This is a genomic window from Sphingobacterium sp. MYb388, from assembly GCF_037479535.1.
GTDB classification, from domain to species: domain Bacteria; phylum Bacteroidota; class Bacteroidia; order Sphingobacteriales; family Sphingobacteriaceae; genus Sphingobacterium; species Sphingobacterium anhuiense.
In genome coordinates this window covers 17,101-39,365 of record NZ_JBBGYV010000013.1, presented here as the reverse complement: position 1 = coordinate 39,365, position 22,265 = coordinate 17,101, and the positions used below count along the sequence as shown (strand labels likewise).

Here is a 22,265-nt window from a genome sequence, read left to right as displayed (position 1 = left end):
GATTGTGAATAGAAAACTTATCATTGGTACTCGTGGAAGTGCACTTGCGTTATGGCAAGCAAACTTCATCAAAGATCGGCTGGCTGAAATTGGCATTGAATCTGAATTAAAAATCATCAAAACTCAAGGTGATATCATTCAACATCTCCGTTTAGATAAACTCGAAGGAAAAGGTTTTTTTACCAAAGAATTGGAAGAAGAATTACTTTTGGGAACCATTGATCTAGCTGTTCACTCTCATAAAGATTTACCTACTGTGAATCCTCCTGGATTAATCATTGCCGCAGTATCTGAACGTGAAAACCCTGCAGAACTATTAATTATTCATAAAGATTGTGTAGATATTAAGAAACGTCTTTCTTTAAAACATAATGCCACTGTGGGTACATCATCTAACAGACGTAAAGCACAACTTTCTTCTATAAGACCTGATCTTGAATTTACAGATTTACGGGGTAATTTACAGACCCGTATGCAGAAACTTCGTGATGAGCAGTATGATGCCATCATGTTAGCAAAGGCTGGTATTTCGAGAATCGATATGGACATCTCGGATTTCCATATTGAGGAAATTCCTCCTGTTGAACTAGTTCCTGCTCCTGCTCAAGGTGTACTGGCTATTCAGATCCGCGAAATTGACACAGAATTATTTCAAGCTCTTCAGCCAATTAATAATGAGGAGGTACAGAAGACCATCGCCGTTGAACGTAAAGTATTGAATCTATTTGACGCTGGCTGTCATGCTCCTCTTGGTGCTTATTGCCGTAAAGTGGGTGATACGTACGAAGCATGGACTTCTATCGCAGATACCAGTGATGATTTTCCTGACCGTTTTTATGTGAAAGGAACTGATCCGGCACTATTACCTGAAATAATTTTCTCTAAGTATGCGAAAGATCGGGTATTACCAAAATCTGTCTTTATAAGCCGGGATCTGGATGAACATTCTTATTTATCCCGCTTCTTTGCAAAGCATAATATTCAAGCTGATGCACGCTCTTTAATCAAAATATTTCCAATAATAAATAAATTGGATCCGTTTATTTTAAAGCATGTGGACTGGATTTTCTTCGGCAGTAAAAATGGAATTGAACATTTCTTTAGCTTGGAGCCACGACTAAGTAAAAAGACTAAAATTGCAGTAGTTGGACGTGGATCTGAGGAGACTTTGCGCAAATTTGACCGTGTTGCTGATTTTTCTGGCGAGCAGTCCGGAATTAACATGGAAGAAATCGGGGCTAACTTTGCAGCACTGGCAAATGGTGGTACGGTTTTAATTCCTCGAGCAAAAGGTTCTTTGGAAACAATTCAAAAAGCGCTTAGTCCAGAAACCAAGGTGATCAATATGCCTGTATATGAAACTGTGCTTGAGGATAATGTCAATGCAACAAGTGCTGAGGTCTTAATATTTACAAGCCCGAGCAATGCTGAGGCTTATTTTGTGAATAACTTAATTGAACCTGAGCAACAGGTGATCTGTATTGGACGCTCTACGGCTGCTATTTTTGATGAAATGGGTCTTTCCTATACGCTGCCTTATTCACCAGATGAAATTGGCTTAGCTGAGGCCATTTTTGGATTAGACTATAAATCATAATACGATTGGAAGGATTTAACATTCTTCCAATCTTTTTTAATACATATAACATGTTACAACGTCCGAGAAGAAATCGTAAATCTGCTGTGATTCGCGATATGATTCAAGAAAACCGCTTAAGTACCGCTAATTTGATCTTTCCACTCTTTATTGTAGAAGGTCAAAATCAAAAAACTGAAATTTCATCTATGCCAGGTATCTTTCGTTATTCGATTGACAACTTATTGCGTGAAATTGAAAGCTGTTTAAAACTTGGATTAAATTCATTTGATTTATTTCCTGCTGTCGAAGAATCTTTGAAAGATAAATTCGCAACTGAAAGCTACAGAAAAGGTACGCTATATCTTCAAGCAATCGAAGAGGTCAAGAAAAATTTCCCTGAAGCTTGTGTCATTACTGATGTTGCTATGGACCCTTATAGTTCGGATGGACATGATGGTATTGTAGAGAATGGAGAAATCCTAAATGATGAGACTTTAGTTGTTCTGGGTAAAATGGCTTTAGCACATGCGCATGCTGGTGCGGATATTATCGCTCCTTCGGATATGATGGATGGCCGTATTGGTTTTATCCGTAATATTCTAGATGAAAATGGTTTCACCAATGTGTCATTGATGTCCTACACGGCAAAATATGCTTCTTCATTCTATGGTCCTTTTCGTGATGCTTTAGGTTCTGCTCCTAAAAAAGGTGACAAAAAGAGTTATCAAATGAGTTATGCTAACAGCAGAGAGGCATTAATCGAAGCGCAATTAGATCTGGAAGAAGGTGCTGATTTTTTAATGGTAAAACCGGGTCTTCCTTATTTGGACATCATTAAATCATTACATGATAATTTTGATTTGCCTATTGCTGCGTACAATGTCTCCGGCGAATATGCTATGATCAAAGCTGCTATTGGTAATGGTTGGTTACAAGAAACCGCTATATTGGAGACTCTAATGAGTTTCCGTCGTGCAGGTGCTACTGCAATCTTAACGTACCATGCTAAAGAAGCTATAGAAAAAGGTTGGATTAAATAAACAACTTATTAAATAACAGATGAAGCCCAAGGATAATCCTTGGGCTTCATCTGTTATAGCTAAGTCCTCATCGTGATAACATCTAGATGGTGTTTTGTATAATGCTATTCCTTACACTGAAATGAGAGATTTTAGTAAATAATTGGATACTTTTGTCCTGTAAATTATAATCAATATGACACAACAAAATAGCGCTCACACGAAAACTGCTGATATTTCTAGGGAGAAGTCGGCACAACTTTTTGAAAAAGCGAAACAATATTTTCCTGGTGGCGTAAATTCACCAGTACGTGCCTTTAAATCTGTTTATGGCACCCCTTTATTTATTGAAAGAGGAGATAAAGCTCATATCTGGGATGCGGATGAAAATGAGTTTATCGATTTTTGTTGTTCTTGGGGTCCACTTATTTTAGGTCATAACAACGATCAGATTCGTGAGGCAGTAATGGCACAATTAAGCAAAGGTTTAAGTTTTGGAGCACCTACTGCTCTCGAAAATGAGCTGGCTGAATTGATTATTTCTAACAATCGATTTATTGAAAAAATCCGTTTTGTAAGCTCAGGTACTGAAGCTGTCATGTCGTCTATCCGCTTGGCTAGAGGGTACACGAAACGTGATAAGATTGTTAAGTTTGAGGGTTGCTATCATGGACATTCGGATTCTCTTTTGGTAAAGGCTGGATCTGGATTGGTTACTTTTGGTGAAACTTCTTCTGCTGGCGTTCCTAAAGCATTTGCTGATGAAACCATTGTCATTGCATTAAATGATAAAGAGGCGTTGGCCGCAGTTTTTGATCAATTTAAAGATCAGATTGCTGCTGTTATTATTGAAGGTGTTCCTGCCAATAATGGTCTTTTACTCCAGACCAAAGAATACATTCATTATTTAAGAGAGATAACAACACAAAATGGAGCCTTACTTATCTTTGATGAGGTGATCACTGGTTTCCGATTAGGTTTTGAAGGTGCTGCCGCTTATTATGATGTGCAACCTGATATCATTACCTATGGAAAAATTATCGGAGGTGGTATGCCGGTTGGAGCTTACGGGGCATCTAAAGAATTGATGAGCTGTATTTCTCCTGATGGTTCTGTTTACCAAGCGGGAACATTATCAGGTAATCCAGTTGCAATGGCTGCCGGAATCGCCACATGTAAAGTCTTAACACAGCCCGATTTCTATAAAAACCTGAATGCAAAAACGGAGTCATTCGTTTCTGAAATACGAAACTATATTGAAGAAAAGAATTATGAAGTAAAAATCTTTACGATTGCTTCGATCTTCTGGTTTGCTTTTACAGATCAAGAGGCGATTTTGAAAGCGAGCGAAATTGATCCAAATTCGATGGAATTATATAAATTGATGCATCGTGAATTGCTGAATCGTGGTATATACTTTGGCCCTTCTGGTTATGAGGTCGGCTTTATCTCGCATGCGCATACAGATGAAGATTTAATTACGGCTAAAAGACATATTTTCGCGGCATTGGATTTAGTTTTCGGGTAATCGTGAACTTTTTCATAAATAATCTGTTTATATTTATTGAATGATCAATCAATAATAATTATGAAAAAAAATATCTTAAAGTCTGTTGCTGCTGTTTTGGCTATCACAGGAACATTAGCTTCTTGTCAAAATACCGCAACTAAAACAACAACGGGACAGGATTCTACTGTTTCTACTGATACAGTTGCTGGTACTGAAATAACCGTAACACCAGTCTCGGACTCGAAAGCATTTCCTGGTGCTGACTTGAAAATTGCCTCTATTACATCTGAAAAGGTTGGAACGGATTCGGCAAAAGTAACTGTAAAGTATGCTGTTAGTAATTTTAAACTTACTGAACAAACTGCTCATGAGCATCATATGGCAAATTCTCATGATGGTCAACACATTCACTTTATATTAGACAATAAACCTTATGCAGCTCTATATAAACCAGAAAACACGGTTACTTTAGCGCTGAATTCGGAGCATTATCTGATGTCATTCTTATCTCGCTCCTACCATGAATCAATTAAGACAACTGAGGCTTCTAAATTGGTTAAATTTAAGATTGACAAGGATGGAAAAGTAGTTCAAGATGCAGCAGTTACAGCTCCATCATTATTCTATAGCCGTCCAAAAGGTGAATATAAGGGTGAAGATACGAAAGTATTATTGTTAGACTTTTTCTTGGTCAACACAACTTTAGCCGCTGACGGCAATAAAGTATTAGCGGATGTGAATGGGAAACAATTCACATTGGATAAATGGGGCCCATATGAAATAAAGGGCTTACCTTTAGGGGATGTGAAGGTAAAATTGACACTAGTGGATAAGGATGGTAATGCCATCACTGGTGACAATGTTTCTGTAGAAAGAGATATCAAATTATTAGCACAATAAAAGCTAATAGCATTATAAAAAAGGCTTCAAGAATAATCTTGAAGCCTTTTTTATGAACAATATATTATGTTTAAAACCCTACACTCTTCAAATTTAACCCTGCTCTTTCATCTAGACCAAACATTAAATTCATATTTTGTACGGCTTGTCCTGATGCGCCTTTCAACAAATTATCTGTTGCATTCAAGATTAATAATTTGTTACCGTGTTTTTCTATATGAATAATACTTTTATTTGTATTAACAACTTGTTTTAAATCAATATTTTTACGACTCACATGGGTAAAGGGATGTCCTTCATAATAAGCTTCGTAAAGTTCATAAGCCTGTTCTTCAGATAAATCTGAATCGACGTATATAACTGAAAATATCCCTCTTGCAAAATCACCTCGTTGCGGAACAAAATTGATTCTCTCGGCAGCTCTTTCTAGTAAGGATTGATCTGACTGAGGAAGGAATCCATCCTGCAATTGTGCTAAAGATTCCGATATTTCCTGCAAGTGCTGGTGTTCAAAAGATTTATAAGCGGATAGGTTATTATTGCGCCACGAGAAGTGTGTAGTCGCGCCTGGTTTCTGTCCTGCTCCTGTAGATCCTGTTGTTGCATTCACGTGAATCTGACTCGGTAATAAACCCTTATCTGCCAATGGCAAAAGAGCCAATTGGATATTTGTTGCAAAGCAACCCGGGTTTGCAATATAGTGAGCTGTTTTAATTTTATCTCTATTCAGTTCAGGTAAACCATATACAAAATTCTTACCGTTGTACGCCGTATTCGCTTTCAAACGGTAATCTTGTGATAGATCAATTATCTTCACAGAAGGATCAATTGGATTTTCATCCAAAAACTTACGAGCATCTCCGTGACCTACACATAAGAATAATACATCTATATCTGAATGAAAATCTGAAGAGAATGTTAATTCCGTATCACCAAATAGATCATTGTGTACTTCATAGATTTTATTGCCTGCATTGGAGGCACTATTGGCAAATACAATTTCAACTTCCGGATGATAAATCAACACGCGTAATAATTCTCCTCCAGTGTACCCTGCTGACCCTACTATTCCTACTTTTATCATTTTTTAGTATTTAGATTTTAATTGTCCTACGATGCGATGGATGGGCTACTAATTTAACATATCCAAGGACACATCTATCGGTCCAATGTATGTAAAAAATGGATCCCTATCTCAAATGGTGAGCATGGGATCCATTGTATTTTAACAAAGAAATAAGTGCCGAATTCGAATTAAACGAATTACAATAATGCTTACTTTCCGTTAACTTTATGCCAAATAATGGTTTGATTACCAAATATTTTAGAGAATCCTTTTACATCGTCACCTGTATATCCAGCGTTCATTTCACCGTATGTTCCAAATTTATTAGACATTAAATCATATTCCGATTCGATACCAATAACGACAAAGCGGTAAGGGTGTAACTCGATAATCACTTTTCCTGTTACAGTTTCCTGAGTAGATTGTAAAAATGCCTCGATATCACGCATTACAGGGTCGTGCATTTGTCCTTCGTGCATATAATTGCCATAAAACCCTGCAATCTGATCCTTCCAAGATAATTGCCATTTAGTCAACGTATGTTTTTCTAAAGCATGGTGTGCTTTTATCAAAATAACGGATGCAGCTGCCTCAAATCCTACACGGCCTTTAATACCAATAATGGTATCTCCTACGTGGATATCACGACCGATACCATAAGGTTGTGCCAATGCTTGTAATTCTTGAATTACACGTACCGCATCTAATGCTTTTCCATTCAATGCTGTTGGTTCACCTTTTACAAAATCAATCGTAATCTGCTGAGGTTCTGTAGAAGTTACTGGTGTTGGCCAAGCGGAATCTGGTAAATACTGATTGGATGTTAATGTCTCTGCTCCTCCTACTGAAGTACCCCAAAGACCTTTATTAATCGAGTATTTAGCTTTCTCAGCTGAATATTCAACACCATGTTTATTTAAATATTCTATTTCATCTTCGCGTGATAATTGCAAATCACGGATTGGCGTAATAATTTCCACTCCTGGAATTAAGGTATGAAAAATCATATCAAAACGTACCTGATCATTGCCTGCACCTGTAGATCCATGCGCTACACATTCTGCTCCAATTTTCTTAGCATAATTGGCAATAGCGGTCGCTTGACAAACTCGCTCAGCGGATACTGATAATGGATAAGTTGCATTTTTCAATACATTACCAAAAATCAAATATTTAATAGTTTCGCGGTAATAGTCTTCTGTTTCATCAATAGCTGTATGCGACTTTACGCCTAAAGCATAAGCTCGCTCTTCAATCTGTTTTAATTCCTCATCGGAAAAACCTCCTGTGTTAACTACTACTGAGTGAACTTCTAAACCTAAATCTTGTGTTAGATAAATACAACAAAATGATGTATCTAACCCACCACTGAATGCTAAAACTACTTTTTTCATCTTTTTGGATTAATTCATTGATAAACCTCGGAATGAGACTTAAACAAAAATATAAAAAACTTAAAACTCCTTAACTACTTTTTTACTCTTATGGAAATTAGCTGCAACAAACTTCTTTGCTGATTTCCATAATTTTGCTTCTATACGTTTCAACAACGATTGTTTCTGCGTAATACGCTCTAATCTTTCTTTTGCTTCTGCTTTTCGCTGAATTTTTTCTTTCAATTCGCGTTCCTTATCAACAGGGTCCCAAAGCATAGCTGTACACATACAGTTTTTACGATCCTTACTTAATAGGATATCGTAATTCACACAACTTTGGCATCCTTTCCAAAATTCTTCATCTTGTGTGAGCTCGGAATAGGTCACAGGTTCATAACCTAGTTCTGAATTAATTTTCATAACCGCCAAACCTGTCGTTAAACCAAAAATCTTTGCATGTGGATACTTTTCGCGAGATAAATCGAAGACTCTTTTTTTAATTGCTTTGGCTAAACCTACTTTACGAAATTCAGGATTGACAATTAAACCAGAATTGGCAACATAATCACCATGTCCCCAGGTTTCAATATAGACAAACCCAGCCCATCTTCCATCCTTGTGTAAAGCAATAACGGCTTTACCCTCAATCATTTTATTAGCAACATATTCTGGCTTGCGACGTGCAATACCAGTACCTCGAGCTTTTGCAGACTCGAACATTTCATTGCAAATCTGCTCAGCATATGCAACATGCTCAGGTTTTGCGGGAATAATTAAAAATTCTGAAATAGTCATTGACTTACGACCCAAATAATAAAACTAACAACCGAAATTGCGTTTTGTTATGAAAAAACAATTAATAAAATCGTGGAGCGCCATCATCGGACCTGATGATATTACTGAAAAGAAAGATCACTACCTCATATCAAGCCCGAGGTAGTATGGGTCGTCGAAAGCGAAGAACTGGAATCTGCCTAAAAATAAAAGAACAATACCTCTTACCAACAAACTTTTTAAAAGCATGTAGCAAAGAGAATTTTAATGTATTGTTATTCTTCATTTCTAGTTATCGTCTTCTTAAAGGACGTTGCAAATGTATAAAATAATTTTTTTCTTTTCTGCAATAATAGTACGCATTTTTTATAAAATGACAAAAAACTACAAAAACTTAAAACCACTCAACTTACAACTTATAAATCAATCACTTAAATCATTTTATTGTAATGAATAACTGATGAATAAAAAAACCAATCTGGTAACAAATGTCTAGAATCATTAATAACTTGCTATCAATACTAAAAAAAATAAAGAAATAGAAACTTTTAGTATTCTCATTAAAATTAGATAATTTTGTGCTTCATCGGTGATCTTATAAAGTTCGCCATTAGTACACAACAGCATATGGACACTCCTAGTATCATTTTTTATTGCATTTTCGGGATCCCTTACTTTATTTTTATGTATTGGTTAGTTAAACAAGATAAACAAAAATATGCTTGGGGAATTGCACTTATCACAGTAATTGCTGTTCTCGCAATATATGTTTCGCAAAAGGCGAGCAAGGTTGCGATGGATAATTATCAACAACATCAAATTGATTCTAGACAAATCGAACATGATGAAAAAGTCGATAGTTTAAATCATAAATAATAAAAGCGCCTGAAAGGCGCTTTTATTATTTATGATTTACTTCTCTATATGCTCTAAAGCAAATAGAAATGCATAGTTTAAAGCAATATCTTTGAGATAGTCAAATCGTCCGGATGCCCCACCATGACCGTACTCCATATCCGTTTTAAGCAGTAACACATGATGATCAGTTTTCATCTTTCTTAATTTCGCGACCCACTTTGCCGGCTCAAAATATTGAACCTGACTATCGTGCAATCCTGTTGTGACTAATATATTTGGATATTCCTTTCCTTCTATATTTTCATATGGGGAATAGCTCTTCATATAATAGTAAGCTTCCTTTTCATTAGGATTTCCCCATTCGTCATATTCATTGGTTGTTAATGGAATGCCTTCGTCCAACATCGTATTCACGACATCCACAAAAGGAACTTGTGCAATAATACCATTCCATAGATTTGGTTCCATATTGGCTATCGCTCCCATTAAAAGTCCACCTGCACTTCCTCCTTGTGCATAAAGATGTCCCAAGCTTGTAAATTTCTGATCAATTAAATAATGACCACAAGAAATAAAATCTGTAAATGTATTGATCTTATTCATCATTTTACCTTCTTCATACCATTGTCTCCCCATCTCCTCACCTCCTCGGATATGTGCTATTGCATATACAAAACCGCGATCTAACAAACTCAATCGAGCACTATTAAATGTAGGATCTATCGCGTATCCATACGAACCATATGCATATAATAGCAAAGGTGCCGAACCATCTTTCTTAATACCATTTTTATAGACAAGAGAAATGGGAATAGCAGTACCATCACTTGCTTTTGCAAAAATGCGTTCCGTACTATATGCATGCGTATCATAGCCCCCAACAACCTCTTGTTGCTTCAATAAGATTTTTTCCCTAGTCACCATATCGTACTCATAAGTCGATAAAGGTGTTACAAGCGAGGTATAGCCGAAACGTAATTTTTGTGTATCGTATTCAACATTAGTACTGGGATAAACTGTATAAGCTACTTCTCCAAAATCAAGATAATACTGTTCTTCATTTTGTAAGTTGTGTATAGCTATTTGAGACAATCCATTTTTCCTTTCGGTAACGACCAAATAGTCTTTGAATTCATCTACCTCACTTACTAATACATCTTCTCGATGTGGAATAAATGCTCTCCAATGTTCTCTACTAGTCATACCAAGCTGACACTGCATAACCTTGAAATTTTTTGCTTCGTCATTTGTTACAATGAGAAAGCGATCTTCCAAAGCTGTAACATGGTACAGCACATTTTTCATTCTTGGTTGAAACACCTGAAAATTTCCAGCTGGGTCATCAGATTTCAGATAAAAAACTTCTGATGAAAGCGTTCCTTCTGATTCAATAAATATGTATTCACCATTCTTTGATTTTCCGACACCGATGTAATTGGTATTATCAATTTCTTCATAAACGGTTACATCATCATCTACAAGTGTTCCTAATGTATGTCTATTAATTTTTTCACTTAATAATGTAACTGGATTTTTTGCCGTATAGTAAAGCGTTTTATTATCCTTAGCCCAAGTAGAGTTTCCTGATGTTTTTGGTATTTCGTCTTTATAGATTTCACCCGTAAGTAGATTTTTAATGAAAATGGTATATTCTCTTCGTGATACGGTGTCGACACCAAAAGACATTAAGTTGTTATCGGGGCTTATCGAAAACCCTGTAGCAGCGTAATACGCATAACCTGCTGCCATGGCATCAATATCGAGCAGAATCTCTTCGCTCGCATTAAGCTCATCCTTTTTTCTACAAAACTTAAAATACTGCTGCCCATCTTCTGTACGGGTATAGTAATAATATCCATTTTTAAGATAAGGAACAGATTCATCTTTTTCTCTAATCCGTGCTTTCATTTCCTGAAACAATTGCTCCTGCAATTTTTCCGTTGGCTTTAGCACAGCATTCGTATAATCATTTTCTTTTTTTAAATAATCAATTACCAATTCAGCGTCAGGCCCCTCCTTAAAGAAATCATTCATCCAATAATAATCATCGATCACTTGGTCGTTGTGAATGTCTCTCTTATGTGGTTTAATCACTGCTAAGGGAGCTTGAATACCTTTTGTATTTAATTGTTCTGAAGTATATTGCTCTGCTCGTGCTGTTCCTATTATAGCGCTTAAAATAATCATATTTCTAATTTTCGTAATGATCAAAAGACTGAATTAACCAAAGAATTCAGAATTATGTAAAGGTAAAAATACGGATGTATCAGTATTATTTAGTAAAAATTAACATTTTAAGCATTATACTAGCATTATATTTGCAGATCGTAACCACATCAAAATATCAAAAGATGAATTTAAAAAGATTACTGTATGTATTTGCTATTGGATTAACTCCCATTTTTGGCTACGCTCAGGAGAATAAAAGTGTACCTGAAAACTGGTTTAATCTGGATTATGAAAAAGATGGTGTACTGGGTATAAGTACAGAAAGAACTTACGAGAGTTTACTAAAAGGTAAAAAATCTACACCCATTATTGTAGCCGTTCTGGATGGGGGTGTTGATGTCAATCATGAGGATTTAAAAAACATAGTCTGGATTAATCCGAAAGACAGTATCTCGAATGGAGTTGATAACGACAAAAATGGGTTCATTAATGATAAATATGGCTGGAATTTCATTGGTAACGCAACTGGTGAAAACGTGCATTTTGATAATTTGGAATTAACAAGACTGATCCGTAAACATGCTCCAAAATATGATGGAGTAACGGCTTCGACCGTTATGACCGACCAAGAAAAACGTGCTTACAATGCTTATTTAAAAATGGTCGATGCCTATAATGAGAAATTGGATGAAGCAAAATATGGTGCACTAAATTATGTTGCATTGAAAGAGAACATAGATAATCTTGTCAAAAGCATCAATAAGGATAAGTCTGCGATAACAACAGCAGATCTAGATAGTCTCAATCCTCCGGGCAACCGTCAAAAGATTGCGATTAGAATTGCGAAAGAAGAAATTGAGAAAGCTGGCGGATTTGAAAAGTTTTATGATGATTTAACTGAAGGTGCAAATTACTTCGGAAATCAAGTCGCCTATCATCTTAATAAAGAATATGATTCACGTTCTATTGTTGGTGATAACTACGATGATGCACGTGAATATCATTACGGAAACTCGGATGTTACAGGTCCTGATGCACTTCACGGAACACACGTAGCCGGTATCATTGCAGCTGATCGTAAAAATAATATTGGCATTAAAGGGGTCGCTAACGATGTAAAAATACTTTCAGTTCGCCTAGTGCCAGATGGAGATGAGCGTGACAAAGATGTCGCAAATGGCATCCGCTATGCTGTTGATAATGGCGCTAAGGTTATTAACATGAGTTTCGGAAAAGGATACGCTTATAATAAAAATACGGTAGATGAGGCAGTAAAATATGCTATGTCAAAAGATGTTTTACTTGTTCATGCTGCAGGTAACGACAGTGAGGATAATGATATTTCACCTAATTATCCGAATAAATTTTATACAGATAGCTTAGGTGCTATAACAGGCGTTGCAGATGCATGGATTACTGTTGGTGCGACAGGGCCTCGGAAAGATGATGAGCTGCTGGCAAGTTTTTCAAACTATGGTAAAGCTTCCGTGGATGTATTTGCTCCAGGATTATATATCAATTCAACTGCTCCACACTCTGAATACAAAGAAGAGCAGGGTACAAGTATGGCTGCACCTGTAGTTGCCGGTCTTGCTGGTATGTTACGCTCTTACTACCCGCAGTTATCAGCTCTTGAGACAAAAGAGATTATCATGAATTCTGTTACAAAGTTAGATGATTCGGTTCGAATTAAACTGGAAGATGGTTCTTACAAGACAGTCAAATTAGCTGATATTTCTATTTCAGGCGGTATAGTTAATGCTTACATGGCTGTGCAAAAAGCAAATGAATATCTCATTAAAAAGAAAAAATAAAATATTGACATAATATTTGCATCTTGTTTTACGTTTTACTAATAAATTTAACAGTAACAACAAAGATTGCGTATGGTCGAAAACTTTACAACAGAAAATGAAGTTAAAAACATCGAAACAGAAGTAAAAATCTCTGATGAGGATGTGGAACAACAATTAAAACTTCAGCTACCAAAAATCATGATGAATCCAAGTGATTCCTGTATTGATAGAATTTTGAATTACTCAAAATCTGTAGTCAACAAAAAGGCTTAGTCGGGAGATTAAGCCTTTTCTATATTTTAAAAACTTAACTATCTTTGATAGATATGTTGAAAAAAGATAGATATAAAGCTTTTGTAGAATATTTTTCTAAAAATAGCCCAGATGCACAAACAGAATTAAATTATAGTAATCCTTATGAATTATTGGTCGCTGTAATATTGTCTGCACAATGCACAGATAAACGAATCAATCTGGTGACCCCTAAACTTTTCCAACAATTTCCAACTGTCGAAACTTTGGCGAATAGTAGTGCTGAGGAAATATTCACGTATATCCGTTCAGTAAGCTATCCGAATAATAAAGCGAAACATTTGGTTGGAATGGCCAAAATGCTCGTTGATGTATTTGATTCTACAGTTCCTGAAAAAATAGAAGATTTGATAAAACTACCCGGTGTCGGCAGGAAAACGGCAAACGTCATCTCTTCAGTGGTTTACAATCAACCTGCAATGGCTGTTGATACCCATGTATTTCGCGTTAGTAACCGGCTTGGCCTCACGAGTAAAGCTACAACTCCACTTGCTGTGGAAAAACAACTGGTCAAATATCTGCCTGTTGAAACTATTGCTATTGCACATCATTGGCTTATATTACATGGTCGCTACATTTGCTTAGCCCGAAAACCTCAATGTGACAAATGTGCCATTACTTACATGTGTAAATATTTTGAAAAAACGCACCAAGTGAAAGAAATCAAAGAAAAAGTTAGTTAAAAACAGTAGACTAATTTTTTTAGTAAAAATATTTTGCAAATTAAAAACTATTCCTTACTTTTGACTTAACAATACTAAGAATATGAGCAACCCAGATAAATTAAAAGCATTACAGCTTACATTAGATAAATTAGAGAAATCATATGGCAAAGGCGCCATTATGAAATTAGGAGATACTACTGTTGATCCCATTGAATCAATCTCTACAGGTTCTTTAGGTCTTGATATCGCATTAGGTATCGGAGGCGTTCCTAAAGGTCGTATCATTGAGATTTACGGTCCTGAGTCTTCTGGTAAAACAACCCTTGCAACACATATCATTGCTGAGGCTCAAAAATCAGGCGGTATAGCTGCTTTTATTGATGCTGAACATGCTTTTGACAAATACTACGCGCAGAAATTAGGTGTTGATGTTGAGAACTTATTAATTGCACAACCCGATAATGGCGAACAGGCTTTAGAAATTGCCGATAATCTGATCCGCTCTGGAGCTATTGATATTATTGTTATTGACTCCGTCGCTGCTTTAGTACCTAAAGCAGAAATTGAAGGTGAGATGGGGGATTCCAAAATGGGACTTCAAGCACGTTTAATGTCTCAAGCTTTACGTAAATTAACAGGTACAATTTCCAAAACAAACTGCTGTTGTATTTTCATCAACCAGCTCCGTGAAAAAATCGGTGTTATGTTTGGTAACCCTGAAACAACGACAGGTGGTAATGCATTAAAATTCTATGCATCTGTACGTCTTGATATCCGTCGTACTTCTCAGATCAAAGATTCTGATGAAGTATCTGGTAACCGCATAAAAGTAAAAATTGTTAAGAATAAAGTAGCTCCTCCATTCCGAATCGCCGAATTTGATATCATGTTCGGAGAGGGTATTTCAAAAGTTGGTGAAATCATCGACTTAGGTGTTGAATACAATATCATTAAGAAAGCTGGTTCATGGTTTAGCTATGGAGAGACAAAATTGGGACAAGGTCGTGATGCTGTAAAATCATTATTACTTGACAACCCGGATTTGGCGGATGAACTAGAAGCAAAAATCAGAGCTGAAGTTGCTGGCGTAGATCCAAATCTCGTTTTAGAAGAAGGTTAATTTTTTCGTTACATATAGATTTTTAATATAGCCATTCCAAAAGAATGGCTATATTTATTTACTAAAACCTATGCTAATGAAAAAGTATATTCTTTCTTATTTTATTCTTTCAATTTTATGTTGCAGCTCGCTTCTACTTTCGGCACAACAATTAAAGATATTAACATACAATATCCATCATGCTAACCCTCCTAGTGAAAATGCCGACGTTATCAATCTAGATACGATCGCATCCATTATCAAAAAAACAAATGCAGATCTAGTTGGTCTACAAGAAATTGATGTTAACTTAGATCGATCCCAAAATATTGATCAGGCAAAGAAATTAGCTCAACTCACAGGTATGCACTACTTCTTTTCTAAAGGAATTAATCTAGATGCGGGTGAGTATGGGACTGTGATCCTTTCGAAATACCCGATTGTTAAAAGTGAACGTTTCGAACTTCCATCACCAATTGAAAGTGAAAAGAGAAGTTTAGGCATAATCCATATAAATATAAAAGGAAAAGTAGTCAAGTTTGCTAATACGCACCTTGATTTGAAAAATGAAAATAGGCTTGCACAAACGGCTTTTATCATTGACAAATTTAAGAATGATAAAAACCTTATTATTCTAGTCGGTGATCTAAATGCAACACCTGCAGAACAACCAATCCGTAATTTAGAGCAAATATTTACACGCAGTCAAATCAAAAATGGATTTACAATACCTGAAGTAAATCCTGATCGTGAAATTGATTTTATCATGATAAATAAAGGAAGTCAGTTTAAATTTAAAAATCATCACGTTTTATCTGAAACTTATGCAAGTGATCATAGACCTGTATATGTTGAAATTAATGCCCAATAATAGCTCATGAGTATCAATAGAAGAAAATTTATAGAGGCCTTAACCTTAGCGGGCATAACATTACCAAGCATCGGTTTGGCTGAGGAAAAAAAAGAACTTAGTGACAACGAAAAATTTGATTTTATCGTACCAGCATATTTGCAAAATCAAATCAATAAGAGTATAAGTATCTTTTCCATTTTAAGCAAACCTGCATTTGCATGGTTGGAGATCTTGGACGATAACAATCAGGTAATTGACAAGATATATCAAAGCGAAGATGGTATGTTAGAGGCTAATACTGACTTATTTAAATTTACTATACAGGAAGCGCCTAGAGTCTTTAAATATAGAATAGTAGCTAAAGAAGTTCTTAAATTTGAAGCTTATAAAATTGTTTACGGAGAGGAAATTAAAACCAACATTTTTTCTGCCAAATTAGCTGAAAAAGATCAGGACAAAATTAGATGTTTGATATATAATGATGTACACGAAGCGAAAGACACGTATAAGGATCTAGTTCCAAGTCATAATATAGAAGCATATGATTTTTCTATTCTAAATGGCGATTCTTTTCATTATGTTACAAACCAAAAAGATATAACAGAAAAACTGCTTCAACCCTTTTCATTTTTTGAAACCAGCAGGCCTTTTATCATGAATCGCGGTAATCATGAAACAAGGGGTTCATTTTCTCGTCTTTTCAAAAAGTTATTTGGCTATCCTGAAAATAAATTCTATCAATCCTTCAAATTGGGCCCTATTTACTGGATTCTACTAGACAGTGGGGAGGATAAACCAGATACACATGAGGTGTATGGAGGAACTGTAGATTATGACAATTACCGTAAAGAACAGGCTATTTGGTTAGAGAAAGTTTTGCAATCGAAAGAAAGAAAGGCCTCTCAGCATACCGTTGTTGTCAGCCACATTCCTATTTTTCACTCTGATGACTGGCACGGAACATTACATAACCGCTCAAGCTTTCATCCATTATTTCAGAAGTATAAAATTGATGCGATGATTACAGGACATACACACAAATATGGGTATTATCCGCCTGATAAAGATCATAATTATACGATCTTCATCGGTGGCGGTCCAAAGGTTGGAGAACGTACAATAATAGATGTGAACGGTGATAAGAAATCGTTAGATATAAAAATGATCAAAGATAATGGAGATGTATTAGGTCATCTTAAAAAGGCATAATTATTACTAATTATTGCACGTAAAAAAGGCGCTTACATAGTAAACGCCTTTTTTATAAAATTAATAATCGATCTGACTATTCACCTTCTTCTAAGAAAGGATATTTATAGTTTGTATCTGGATTAAAGGTTTCTTTAATCGTACGTGGAGATACCCAACGCAATAAGTTGATCATTGATCCGGCTTTATCATTTGTACCAGAACCACGTGCACCACCGAATGGCTGTTGCCCTACTACGGCACCAGTACACTTATCATTAACATAGAAATTACCTGCTGCATTACGCAATGCATGTGTTGCCTGCGCGATTGCATAGCGATCTTTAGCGATAACTGAACCTGTTAAAGCATAAATAGAAGTTTTATCAACGATTTCTAATGTTTCTTCCCATTTCTCATCTTCATAAACAAAAATTGTCAAAACTGGCCCGAACAATTCTTCTGACATTGTTTCATAATCTGATTTTTTAGCCACAATAACAGTTGGAGAAATGAAGTAACCTTTAGATTTATCGTATGTCCCACCGATCACAACTTCAGCATCAGCAGATTCTTTTGCACGATCAATATATTTTGAAATCTTGTCAAATGATTTCTCATCAATAACTGCATTGATGAAATTTGTAAAATCTTCTGTTCCTCCAATTTTGAATGAATTCACATCTGTAGTCATTGCATCTTTCAATGCTGGCCACATCGATGCAGGAACATAAGCACGTGAAGCAGCTGAACATTTTTGTCCTTGATATTCAAATGCACCGCGAACTAATGCTGTATTAGTTACTTGCAAATCTGCTGTTGGATGAACTAAAATAAAATCTTTACCTCCAGTTTCACCAACTATTCTTGGATATGTCTTGTAAAGATGGATATTCTCACCGATTGTTTTCCAAATATCTTGGAAAACTCCTGTAGAACCTGTGAAGTGGATACCAGCAAAATCAGGATGTTTGAAAATTACATCACCTGCGTCAGGTCCAGATACATATACTAAGTTAATAACACCTGCCGGCAAACCTGCTTCAATAAAAATCTCCATTAACACTTGCGCAGAATAAATCTGAGCATTAGATGGCTTCCATACGACAACATTTCCCATCATAGCAACACATGATGGTAAATTACCCGCAATAGCTGTAAAATTGAATGGTGTCAAAGCGAATACAAAACCTTCCAAAGGACGTTGCTCTACGCGATTCCATACACCTTTTCCTGATACTGGTGGTTGCTGTGCATAGATTTCTGTCATGTACTGTACGTTGAAACGTAAGAAATCTGTAAACTCACAAGCTGCATCAATTTCTGCCTGATAAGGGTTTTTTGACTGCGCTAACATGGTAGCAGCATTCAACTTATAACGATATTTGGTCGATGCTAGTTCTGCTGCTTTCAAAAAGATTGCTGCACGGTCTTCCCATGGCAAATTCTCCCAATCACTTTTAGCAGCCAAGGCGGCATTAATGGCATCAGTGACATGACTTTTAGAACCTTGACTATATTGTCCCAAAACATGTTGGTGATCATGTGGAGGATTGATAGATACTTTACTATCTGTACGGACTTCCTTTCCGCCTATATACATAGGTACGTCAACTTGCTTAGCACGAGCTTCATCAATCGCCGCTTTTAATAATTTGCGTTCTTTTGTTCCAACAGCATATGAGTACACTGGCTCATTTGTAGGTGTCGGTACATTAAAAAATCCTTTTATCATAGTAATAATTTTATATTTTCAAAAAGCTGAATTTCAATGAATTCATAGAATTCAACATAAATTTACAAGATTTTAATCCGTGTTCCAATTATTGGATTAGTCTTTAACAGTACTGGTAAAAATATGTTTAAACTTTTCCAATTTTGGTTTAATCACGTATTGACAATATCGATCTTCCTTATTATTAGCGTAGTAATTTTGATGATAATCTTCAGCTTTATAGAAAGTAGTAAATGGATTAATTTCTGTCACGATAGGACGGTCATACAACCGTTCTTCTTTCATTTTTTTTAGATAAAAATTAACTTTTTCTAATTGTTCTTGATCATGAACAAAAATTGCAGAGCGGTATTGCGTACCGATATCATTACCTTGCCTATTCAATTGTGTAGGATCATGTGCGATAAAAAAAGCTTCTAACAAGGTATCGAATGATATTTTCTTGGGGTCATACAAAACATTGATCACTTCAGCATGTCCTGTACTCCCTGTACTGACTTGGCTATATGATGGATTCTTCGTTTCTCCTCCAGCATAGCCTGAAATAACTTGCTGTACACCATCAAGTGTTTTAAATTGAGCTTCAACACACCAAAAACAACCTGCTGCAAATGTTGCCGTATCTACAAGACCATTCTGATGATCTGGCAACTGTTCAAATGATTCCGGTTCCTTTTTAGCAATATTAGATTGACAGGATAACAATGCATTGCTTGTTACCAAAAGTACAAGCATAGCGATATATTTATGTACCATCTCTATAACCCTTAAATTAAAAAAGCGGTAAAATGTTATCATTCTACCGCTTTTGTTTCGCTACTAAAATTAAAAACTATTTAGCGGCAGCATAATTTTTCGCTACTGTATCCCAGTTGATGACATTGAAGATCTCTTCTAAATATGCAGGACGTTTATTTTGAAATTTTAAGTAATATGCATGTTCCCAAACATCAATACCTAAAATAGGTGTACCTTTAACTTCAGCCACATCCATCAATGGATTATCTTGATTAGGTGTCGATGTTACTTGTAATTTACCTTCTGCATTTACAATTAACCAAGACCAGCCAGAACCAAAACGTGTAGCTCCTGCATTTTGCAATTGTGTTTTCAATTCTGCAAAAGAACCAAATGTTTCATTGATTTCCGTTGCCAATTCACCAGTTGGCTCACCACCAGCATTTGGACCTAATACTGTCCAAAATAATTTGTGGTTATAGTGACCACCACCATTATTACGTACTGCTGCAGGATATTTACTGATATTTTTAACGATATCTTCTAAAGATAAGTTCTCAGCTTCTGTTCCAGCAATTGCCTTATTTAAATTATCTACATATGCTTGATGATGTCTATCATGGTGGATTTCCATAGTAGCTTTATCAATATGTGGTTCTAATGCGTCTGACGCGTAAGGTAGCGCTTCTAATACAAATGCCATAATTATTATTTTTTATGTTTATTTAAAGATTGTTTCTATGCAAATATAACGTTTAATATACCTTTATGTTTCGTTTTGCGATTAAATAATCACTAAGCTTTTAACGTTTTTGACGAAAAAATGATTTAACAAGTTCAGCACATTCTTCCCCCAACTTACCATGCTCTACAATTGTTTTGGGATGTAAAATTTTATCATGAAATAGAGAATATCCTCTTTTTTCATCTTGAGCTCCATATACAATTCGGCTGATATGTGTCCAATAAGCCGCACCTGCACACATTACGCATGGTTCTACAGTCACATAAAGTGTGCAGTCGACCAAATATTTACCTCCCAAATGATTTGCAGCAGCCGTAAAGGCTTGCATCTCGGCATGGGCTGTTACATCATTTAGACGCTGTGTCAGATTGTGCCCCCTACCGATAATATTACCTTTATGCACAATTACCGCCCCTATGGGCACCTCCCCTGCGGCTAATGCTAATTTTGCTTCCTTCAATGCTTGCTGCATAAAAAAATCGTCAGCATTGTCTACAGATGTTCCTTCAAAATCGATATACCGCATTTTACATTAATTTTGCACCATTAGGCACTTTTTTTTCTACAGTTGTTAAAATGATATCCCCGTTGTCATCAGCAAAACCGGTAACTAAACATTCCGAGAAAAAATTTGCGATCTGCTTCTTGGGGAAATTAACAATAGCAACAATTTGCTTACCTAGTAATTCTTCTTTACTGTAATGCACTGTGATCTGAGCACTACTTTGCTTTATTCCCAATTCATCACCAAAATCAATCGTTAACTGATAAGCTGGTTTTCTTGCTTTTGGAAAATCGGCCACATTTAGTATAGTACCCACTCGCATATCCACTTTTTCAAAATCAGTCCAAGATATTTCTTCCATTACAAACGATTACTTTCGATACTACTTAGTGACTTGGCCAGTGTAAATAAAACATATTCTCGATTGCGGTGTAATTTTGCCATCAAATGGTTAATCAATTTTTCTTCTTGATTTTCTTCGAAAACTAAATCTTCATCACTTAGATGATTATATTTTCTTTTTATTTTTTCTTTTGCTGTAATCCAATCAAATGTTGTTATTTTAAGTCCCATCATTTTTTAGGTATAAAATTTGCTGTTATTTTTGAAACTTGTTCAAAGTTTAGTTAAAGATACAATTTATATAGAAAATAAAAGTTATGAAGAAAATTTTACCTGCATTACTATTAATTTGTGGTAGTGTTGCTACTGCAAATGCACAATTGTTACCAGGAGTAGAAATTGGTTTAAAGGGTGCCTTAAACTTTTCTAAATTTAAAAGTGATGGTAAGTATTTCAATTCAGACAACAAAGCAGGATATCAAGCAGGTTTGTATGGGCGTGTTGGTGTATTAGGTTTTCATGTGCAACCGGAGATTTACATTACAGGCAAAAATACTACGATTAAAGCTGAAGGAGGAGAAACAACGGATGTAAAATTAACCACAATAGACATCCCAGTATTATTAGGAAAACGTTTTGGTTTAGGACCAATTGGAGCAAGAATCCAAACTGGACCAATATTTTCTTTTAAAGTAGATGATAAACAAGATAAGATAATTCCTAGTTTAGATCCAAATAGCTACAAAAAGAATGGTACATCTTGGGCATTTGGTGTCGGTGCTGATGTTTCAAGTCTTCGTGTTGATCTACGTTATGAAATGGGACTAAGCAAAATCAACAACAGTAGCCAAGCAAATCCAAAAATTAACATGTGGAGTATAGGATTAGGCTATCGTTTATTTAGTTTATAGTACTTTTCAATCAAATTATAAAAGGCTCGTTATCAAAAATAGCGAGCCTTTTTCAATAGCGGTTTAGAATAGTTCTAAATTACTTCTTTTTCTTGTCAAAATTGTATCATATTTAATATCAAATA

22 protein-coding genes are annotated in these 22,265 nt (G+C 35.7%); 12 read left to right on the top strand and 10 right to left on the bottom strand.

Translation table 11 applies throughout. From position 1 onward, the window contains the following. Window positions 1-4 precede the first annotated feature (4 nt). From hemC to WH188_RS25095, 4 genes are all read left to right on the top strand, one after another. Window positions 5-1,597, top strand: a complete 1,593-nt coding sequence (gene hemC / locus WH188_RS25110; RefSeq protein ID WP_132771503.1) for a hydroxymethylbilane synthase — start codon at window positions 5-7, stop codon at window positions 1,595-1,597. A gap of 50 nt (window positions 1,598-1,647) precedes the next feature. Beyond that, a complete protein-coding gene (gene hemB / locus WH188_RS25105) occupies window positions 1,648-2,619 on the top strand; it encodes a porphobilinogen synthase (RefSeq protein ID WP_132771504.1) in 972 nt (323 codons plus the stop codon). A 175-nt stretch (window positions 2,620-2,794) separates the two neighbouring features. Beyond that, window positions 2,795-4,126: a glutamate-1-semialdehyde 2,1-aminomutase gene (hemL, locus tag WH188_RS25100; RefSeq protein WP_168127867.1), complete on the top strand. Its 1,332-nt coding sequence runs from the start codon at window positions 2,795-2,797 to the stop codon at window positions 4,124-4,126. Window positions 4,127-4,186: 60 nt separating this feature from the next. After that, window positions 4,187-5,008 (top strand): hypothetical protein, encoded by an 822-nt coding sequence (locus WH188_RS25095; protein WP_168127868.1) that lies wholly within the window; start codon window positions 4,187-4,189, stop codon window positions 5,006-5,008. Window positions 5,009-5,078: 70 nt separating this feature from the next. Here the strand turns inward: WH188_RS25095 and argC are convergent, their stop codons facing one another. The 3 genes from argC to WH188_RS25080 form a co-directional block, all read right to left on the bottom strand. After that, window positions 5,079-6,092, bottom strand: a complete 1,014-nt coding sequence (gene argC, locus WH188_RS25090) for an N-acetyl-gamma-glutamyl-phosphate reductase (protein WP_021191929.1) — start codon at window positions 6,090-6,092, stop codon at window positions 5,079-5,081. Between the two features lie 191 nt (window positions 6,093-6,283). Then, entirely contained in the window at window positions 6,284-7,468 is a 1,185-nt protein-coding gene (gene argG / locus WH188_RS25085) for an argininosuccinate synthase (RefSeq protein ID WP_168127869.1), read from the bottom strand. A 60-nt stretch (window positions 7,469-7,528) separates the two neighbouring features. Further along, window positions 7,529-8,245 (bottom strand): N-acetyltransferase, encoded by a 717-nt coding sequence (locus tag WH188_RS25080; protein ID WP_021191927.1) that lies wholly within the window; start codon window positions 8,243-8,245, stop codon window positions 7,529-7,531. A 663-nt stretch (window positions 8,246-8,908) separates the two neighbouring features. Here WH188_RS25080 and WH188_RS25075 point away from each other — a divergent pair. Continuing rightward, on the top strand, window positions 8,909-9,100 hold the full coding sequence (locus tag WH188_RS25075) for a hypothetical protein (RefSeq protein ID WP_021191926.1): 192 nt from the start codon (window positions 8,909-8,911) through the stop codon (window positions 9,098-9,100). A gap of 36 nt (window positions 9,101-9,136) precedes the next feature. On the opposite strand, the gene WH188_RS25070 is transcribed toward WH188_RS25075, so the two are convergent. Further along, window positions 9,137-11,269, bottom strand: a complete 2,133-nt coding sequence (locus tag WH188_RS25070; RefSeq protein ID WP_168127870.1) for a S9 family peptidase — start codon at window positions 11,267-11,269, stop codon at window positions 9,137-9,139. Window positions 11,270-11,433: 164 nt separating this feature from the next. Here WH188_RS25070 and WH188_RS25065 point away from each other — a divergent pair, with 164 nt between their 5' ends. From WH188_RS25065 to WH188_RS25040, 6 genes are all read left to right on the top strand, one after another. After that, the gene (locus tag WH188_RS25065; RefSeq protein ID WP_168127871.1) at window positions 11,434-13,065 is read left to right on the top strand and encodes a S8 family serine peptidase; all 1,632 of its coding nucleotides are present in this window, start codon (window positions 11,434-11,436) and stop codon (window positions 13,063-13,065) included. A gap of 72 nt (window positions 13,066-13,137) precedes the next feature. Then, on the top strand, window positions 13,138-13,320 hold the full coding sequence (locus WH188_RS25060) for a hypothetical protein (RefSeq protein WP_132771512.1): 183 nt from the start codon (window positions 13,138-13,140) through the stop codon (window positions 13,318-13,320). Between the two features lie 53 nt (window positions 13,321-13,373). Then, window positions 13,374-14,042 (top strand): endonuclease III, encoded by a 669-nt coding sequence (gene nth / locus WH188_RS25055; protein WP_168127872.1) that lies wholly within the window; start codon window positions 13,374-13,376, stop codon window positions 14,040-14,042. Window positions 14,043-14,124: 82 nt separating this feature from the next. Then, on the top strand, window positions 14,125-15,144 hold the full coding sequence (recA, locus tag WH188_RS25050; RefSeq protein ID WP_021191922.1) for a recombinase RecA: 1,020 nt from the start codon (window positions 14,125-14,127) through the stop codon (window positions 15,142-15,144). Window positions 15,145-15,220: 76 nt separating this feature from the next. Continuing rightward, window positions 15,221-15,994, top strand: coding sequence for an endonuclease/exonuclease/phosphatase family protein (locus tag WH188_RS25045; RefSeq protein ID WP_168127873.1), 774 nt, complete (start codon window positions 15,221-15,223; stop codon window positions 15,992-15,994). Window positions 15,995-16,000: 6 nt separating this feature from the next. Further along, complete coding sequence (locus WH188_RS25040) at window positions 16,001-17,185, top strand: metallophosphoesterase family protein (RefSeq protein WP_168127874.1); 1,185 nt, start codon at window positions 16,001-16,003, stop codon at window positions 17,183-17,185. A gap of 76 nt (window positions 17,186-17,261) precedes the next feature. Here the strand turns inward: WH188_RS25040 and pruA are convergent, their stop codons facing one another. The 6 genes from pruA to WH188_RS25010 all read right to left on the bottom strand — a co-directional run bounded on the left by pruA (window position 17,262) and on the right by WH188_RS25010 (window position 21,463). Then, window positions 17,262-18,899 carry an L-glutamate gamma-semialdehyde dehydrogenase gene (gene pruA, locus WH188_RS25035; protein WP_168127875.1) on the bottom strand — a complete coding sequence of 546 codons (1,638 nt, stop codon included), beginning with the start codon at window positions 18,897-18,899 and terminating at the stop codon, window positions 17,262-17,264. Between the two features lie 96 nt (window positions 18,900-18,995). Then, window positions 18,996-19,655 carry a peptide-methionine (S)-S-oxide reductase MsrA gene (gene msrA, locus WH188_RS25030; protein WP_237682848.1) on the bottom strand — a complete coding sequence of 220 codons (660 nt, stop codon included), beginning with the start codon at window positions 19,653-19,655 and terminating at the stop codon, window positions 18,996-18,998. Between the two features lie 76 nt (window positions 19,656-19,731). Next, window positions 19,732-20,340, bottom strand: coding sequence for a superoxide dismutase (locus WH188_RS25025; protein WP_339424797.1), 609 nt, complete (start codon window positions 20,338-20,340; stop codon window positions 19,732-19,734). A gap of 100 nt (window positions 20,341-20,440) precedes the next feature. Further along, a complete protein-coding gene (locus tag WH188_RS25020; RefSeq protein ID WP_168127877.1) occupies window positions 20,441-20,908 on the bottom strand; it encodes a nucleoside deaminase in 468 nt (155 codons plus the stop codon). Between the two features lies 1 nt (window position 20,909). Then, window positions 20,910-21,248, bottom strand: a complete 339-nt coding sequence (locus WH188_RS25015) for a tRNA-binding protein (RefSeq protein WP_168127878.1) — start codon at window positions 21,246-21,248, stop codon at window positions 20,910-20,912. Further along, window positions 21,248-21,463 (bottom strand): hypothetical protein, encoded by a 216-nt coding sequence (locus tag WH188_RS25010; protein ID WP_168127879.1) that lies wholly within the window; start codon window positions 21,461-21,463, stop codon window positions 21,248-21,250. Before WH188_RS25010 ends, WH188_RS25015 begins: the two co-directional genes overlap by 1 nt. A gap of 83 nt (window positions 21,464-21,546) precedes the next feature. Here WH188_RS25010 and WH188_RS25005 point away from each other — a divergent pair, with 83 nt between their 5' ends. After that, window positions 21,547-22,140, top strand: coding sequence for a porin family protein (locus WH188_RS25005; RefSeq protein WP_132843600.1), 594 nt, complete (start codon window positions 21,547-21,549; stop codon window positions 22,138-22,140). The last annotated feature ends 125 nt before the right edge of the window (window positions 22,141-22,265 follow it).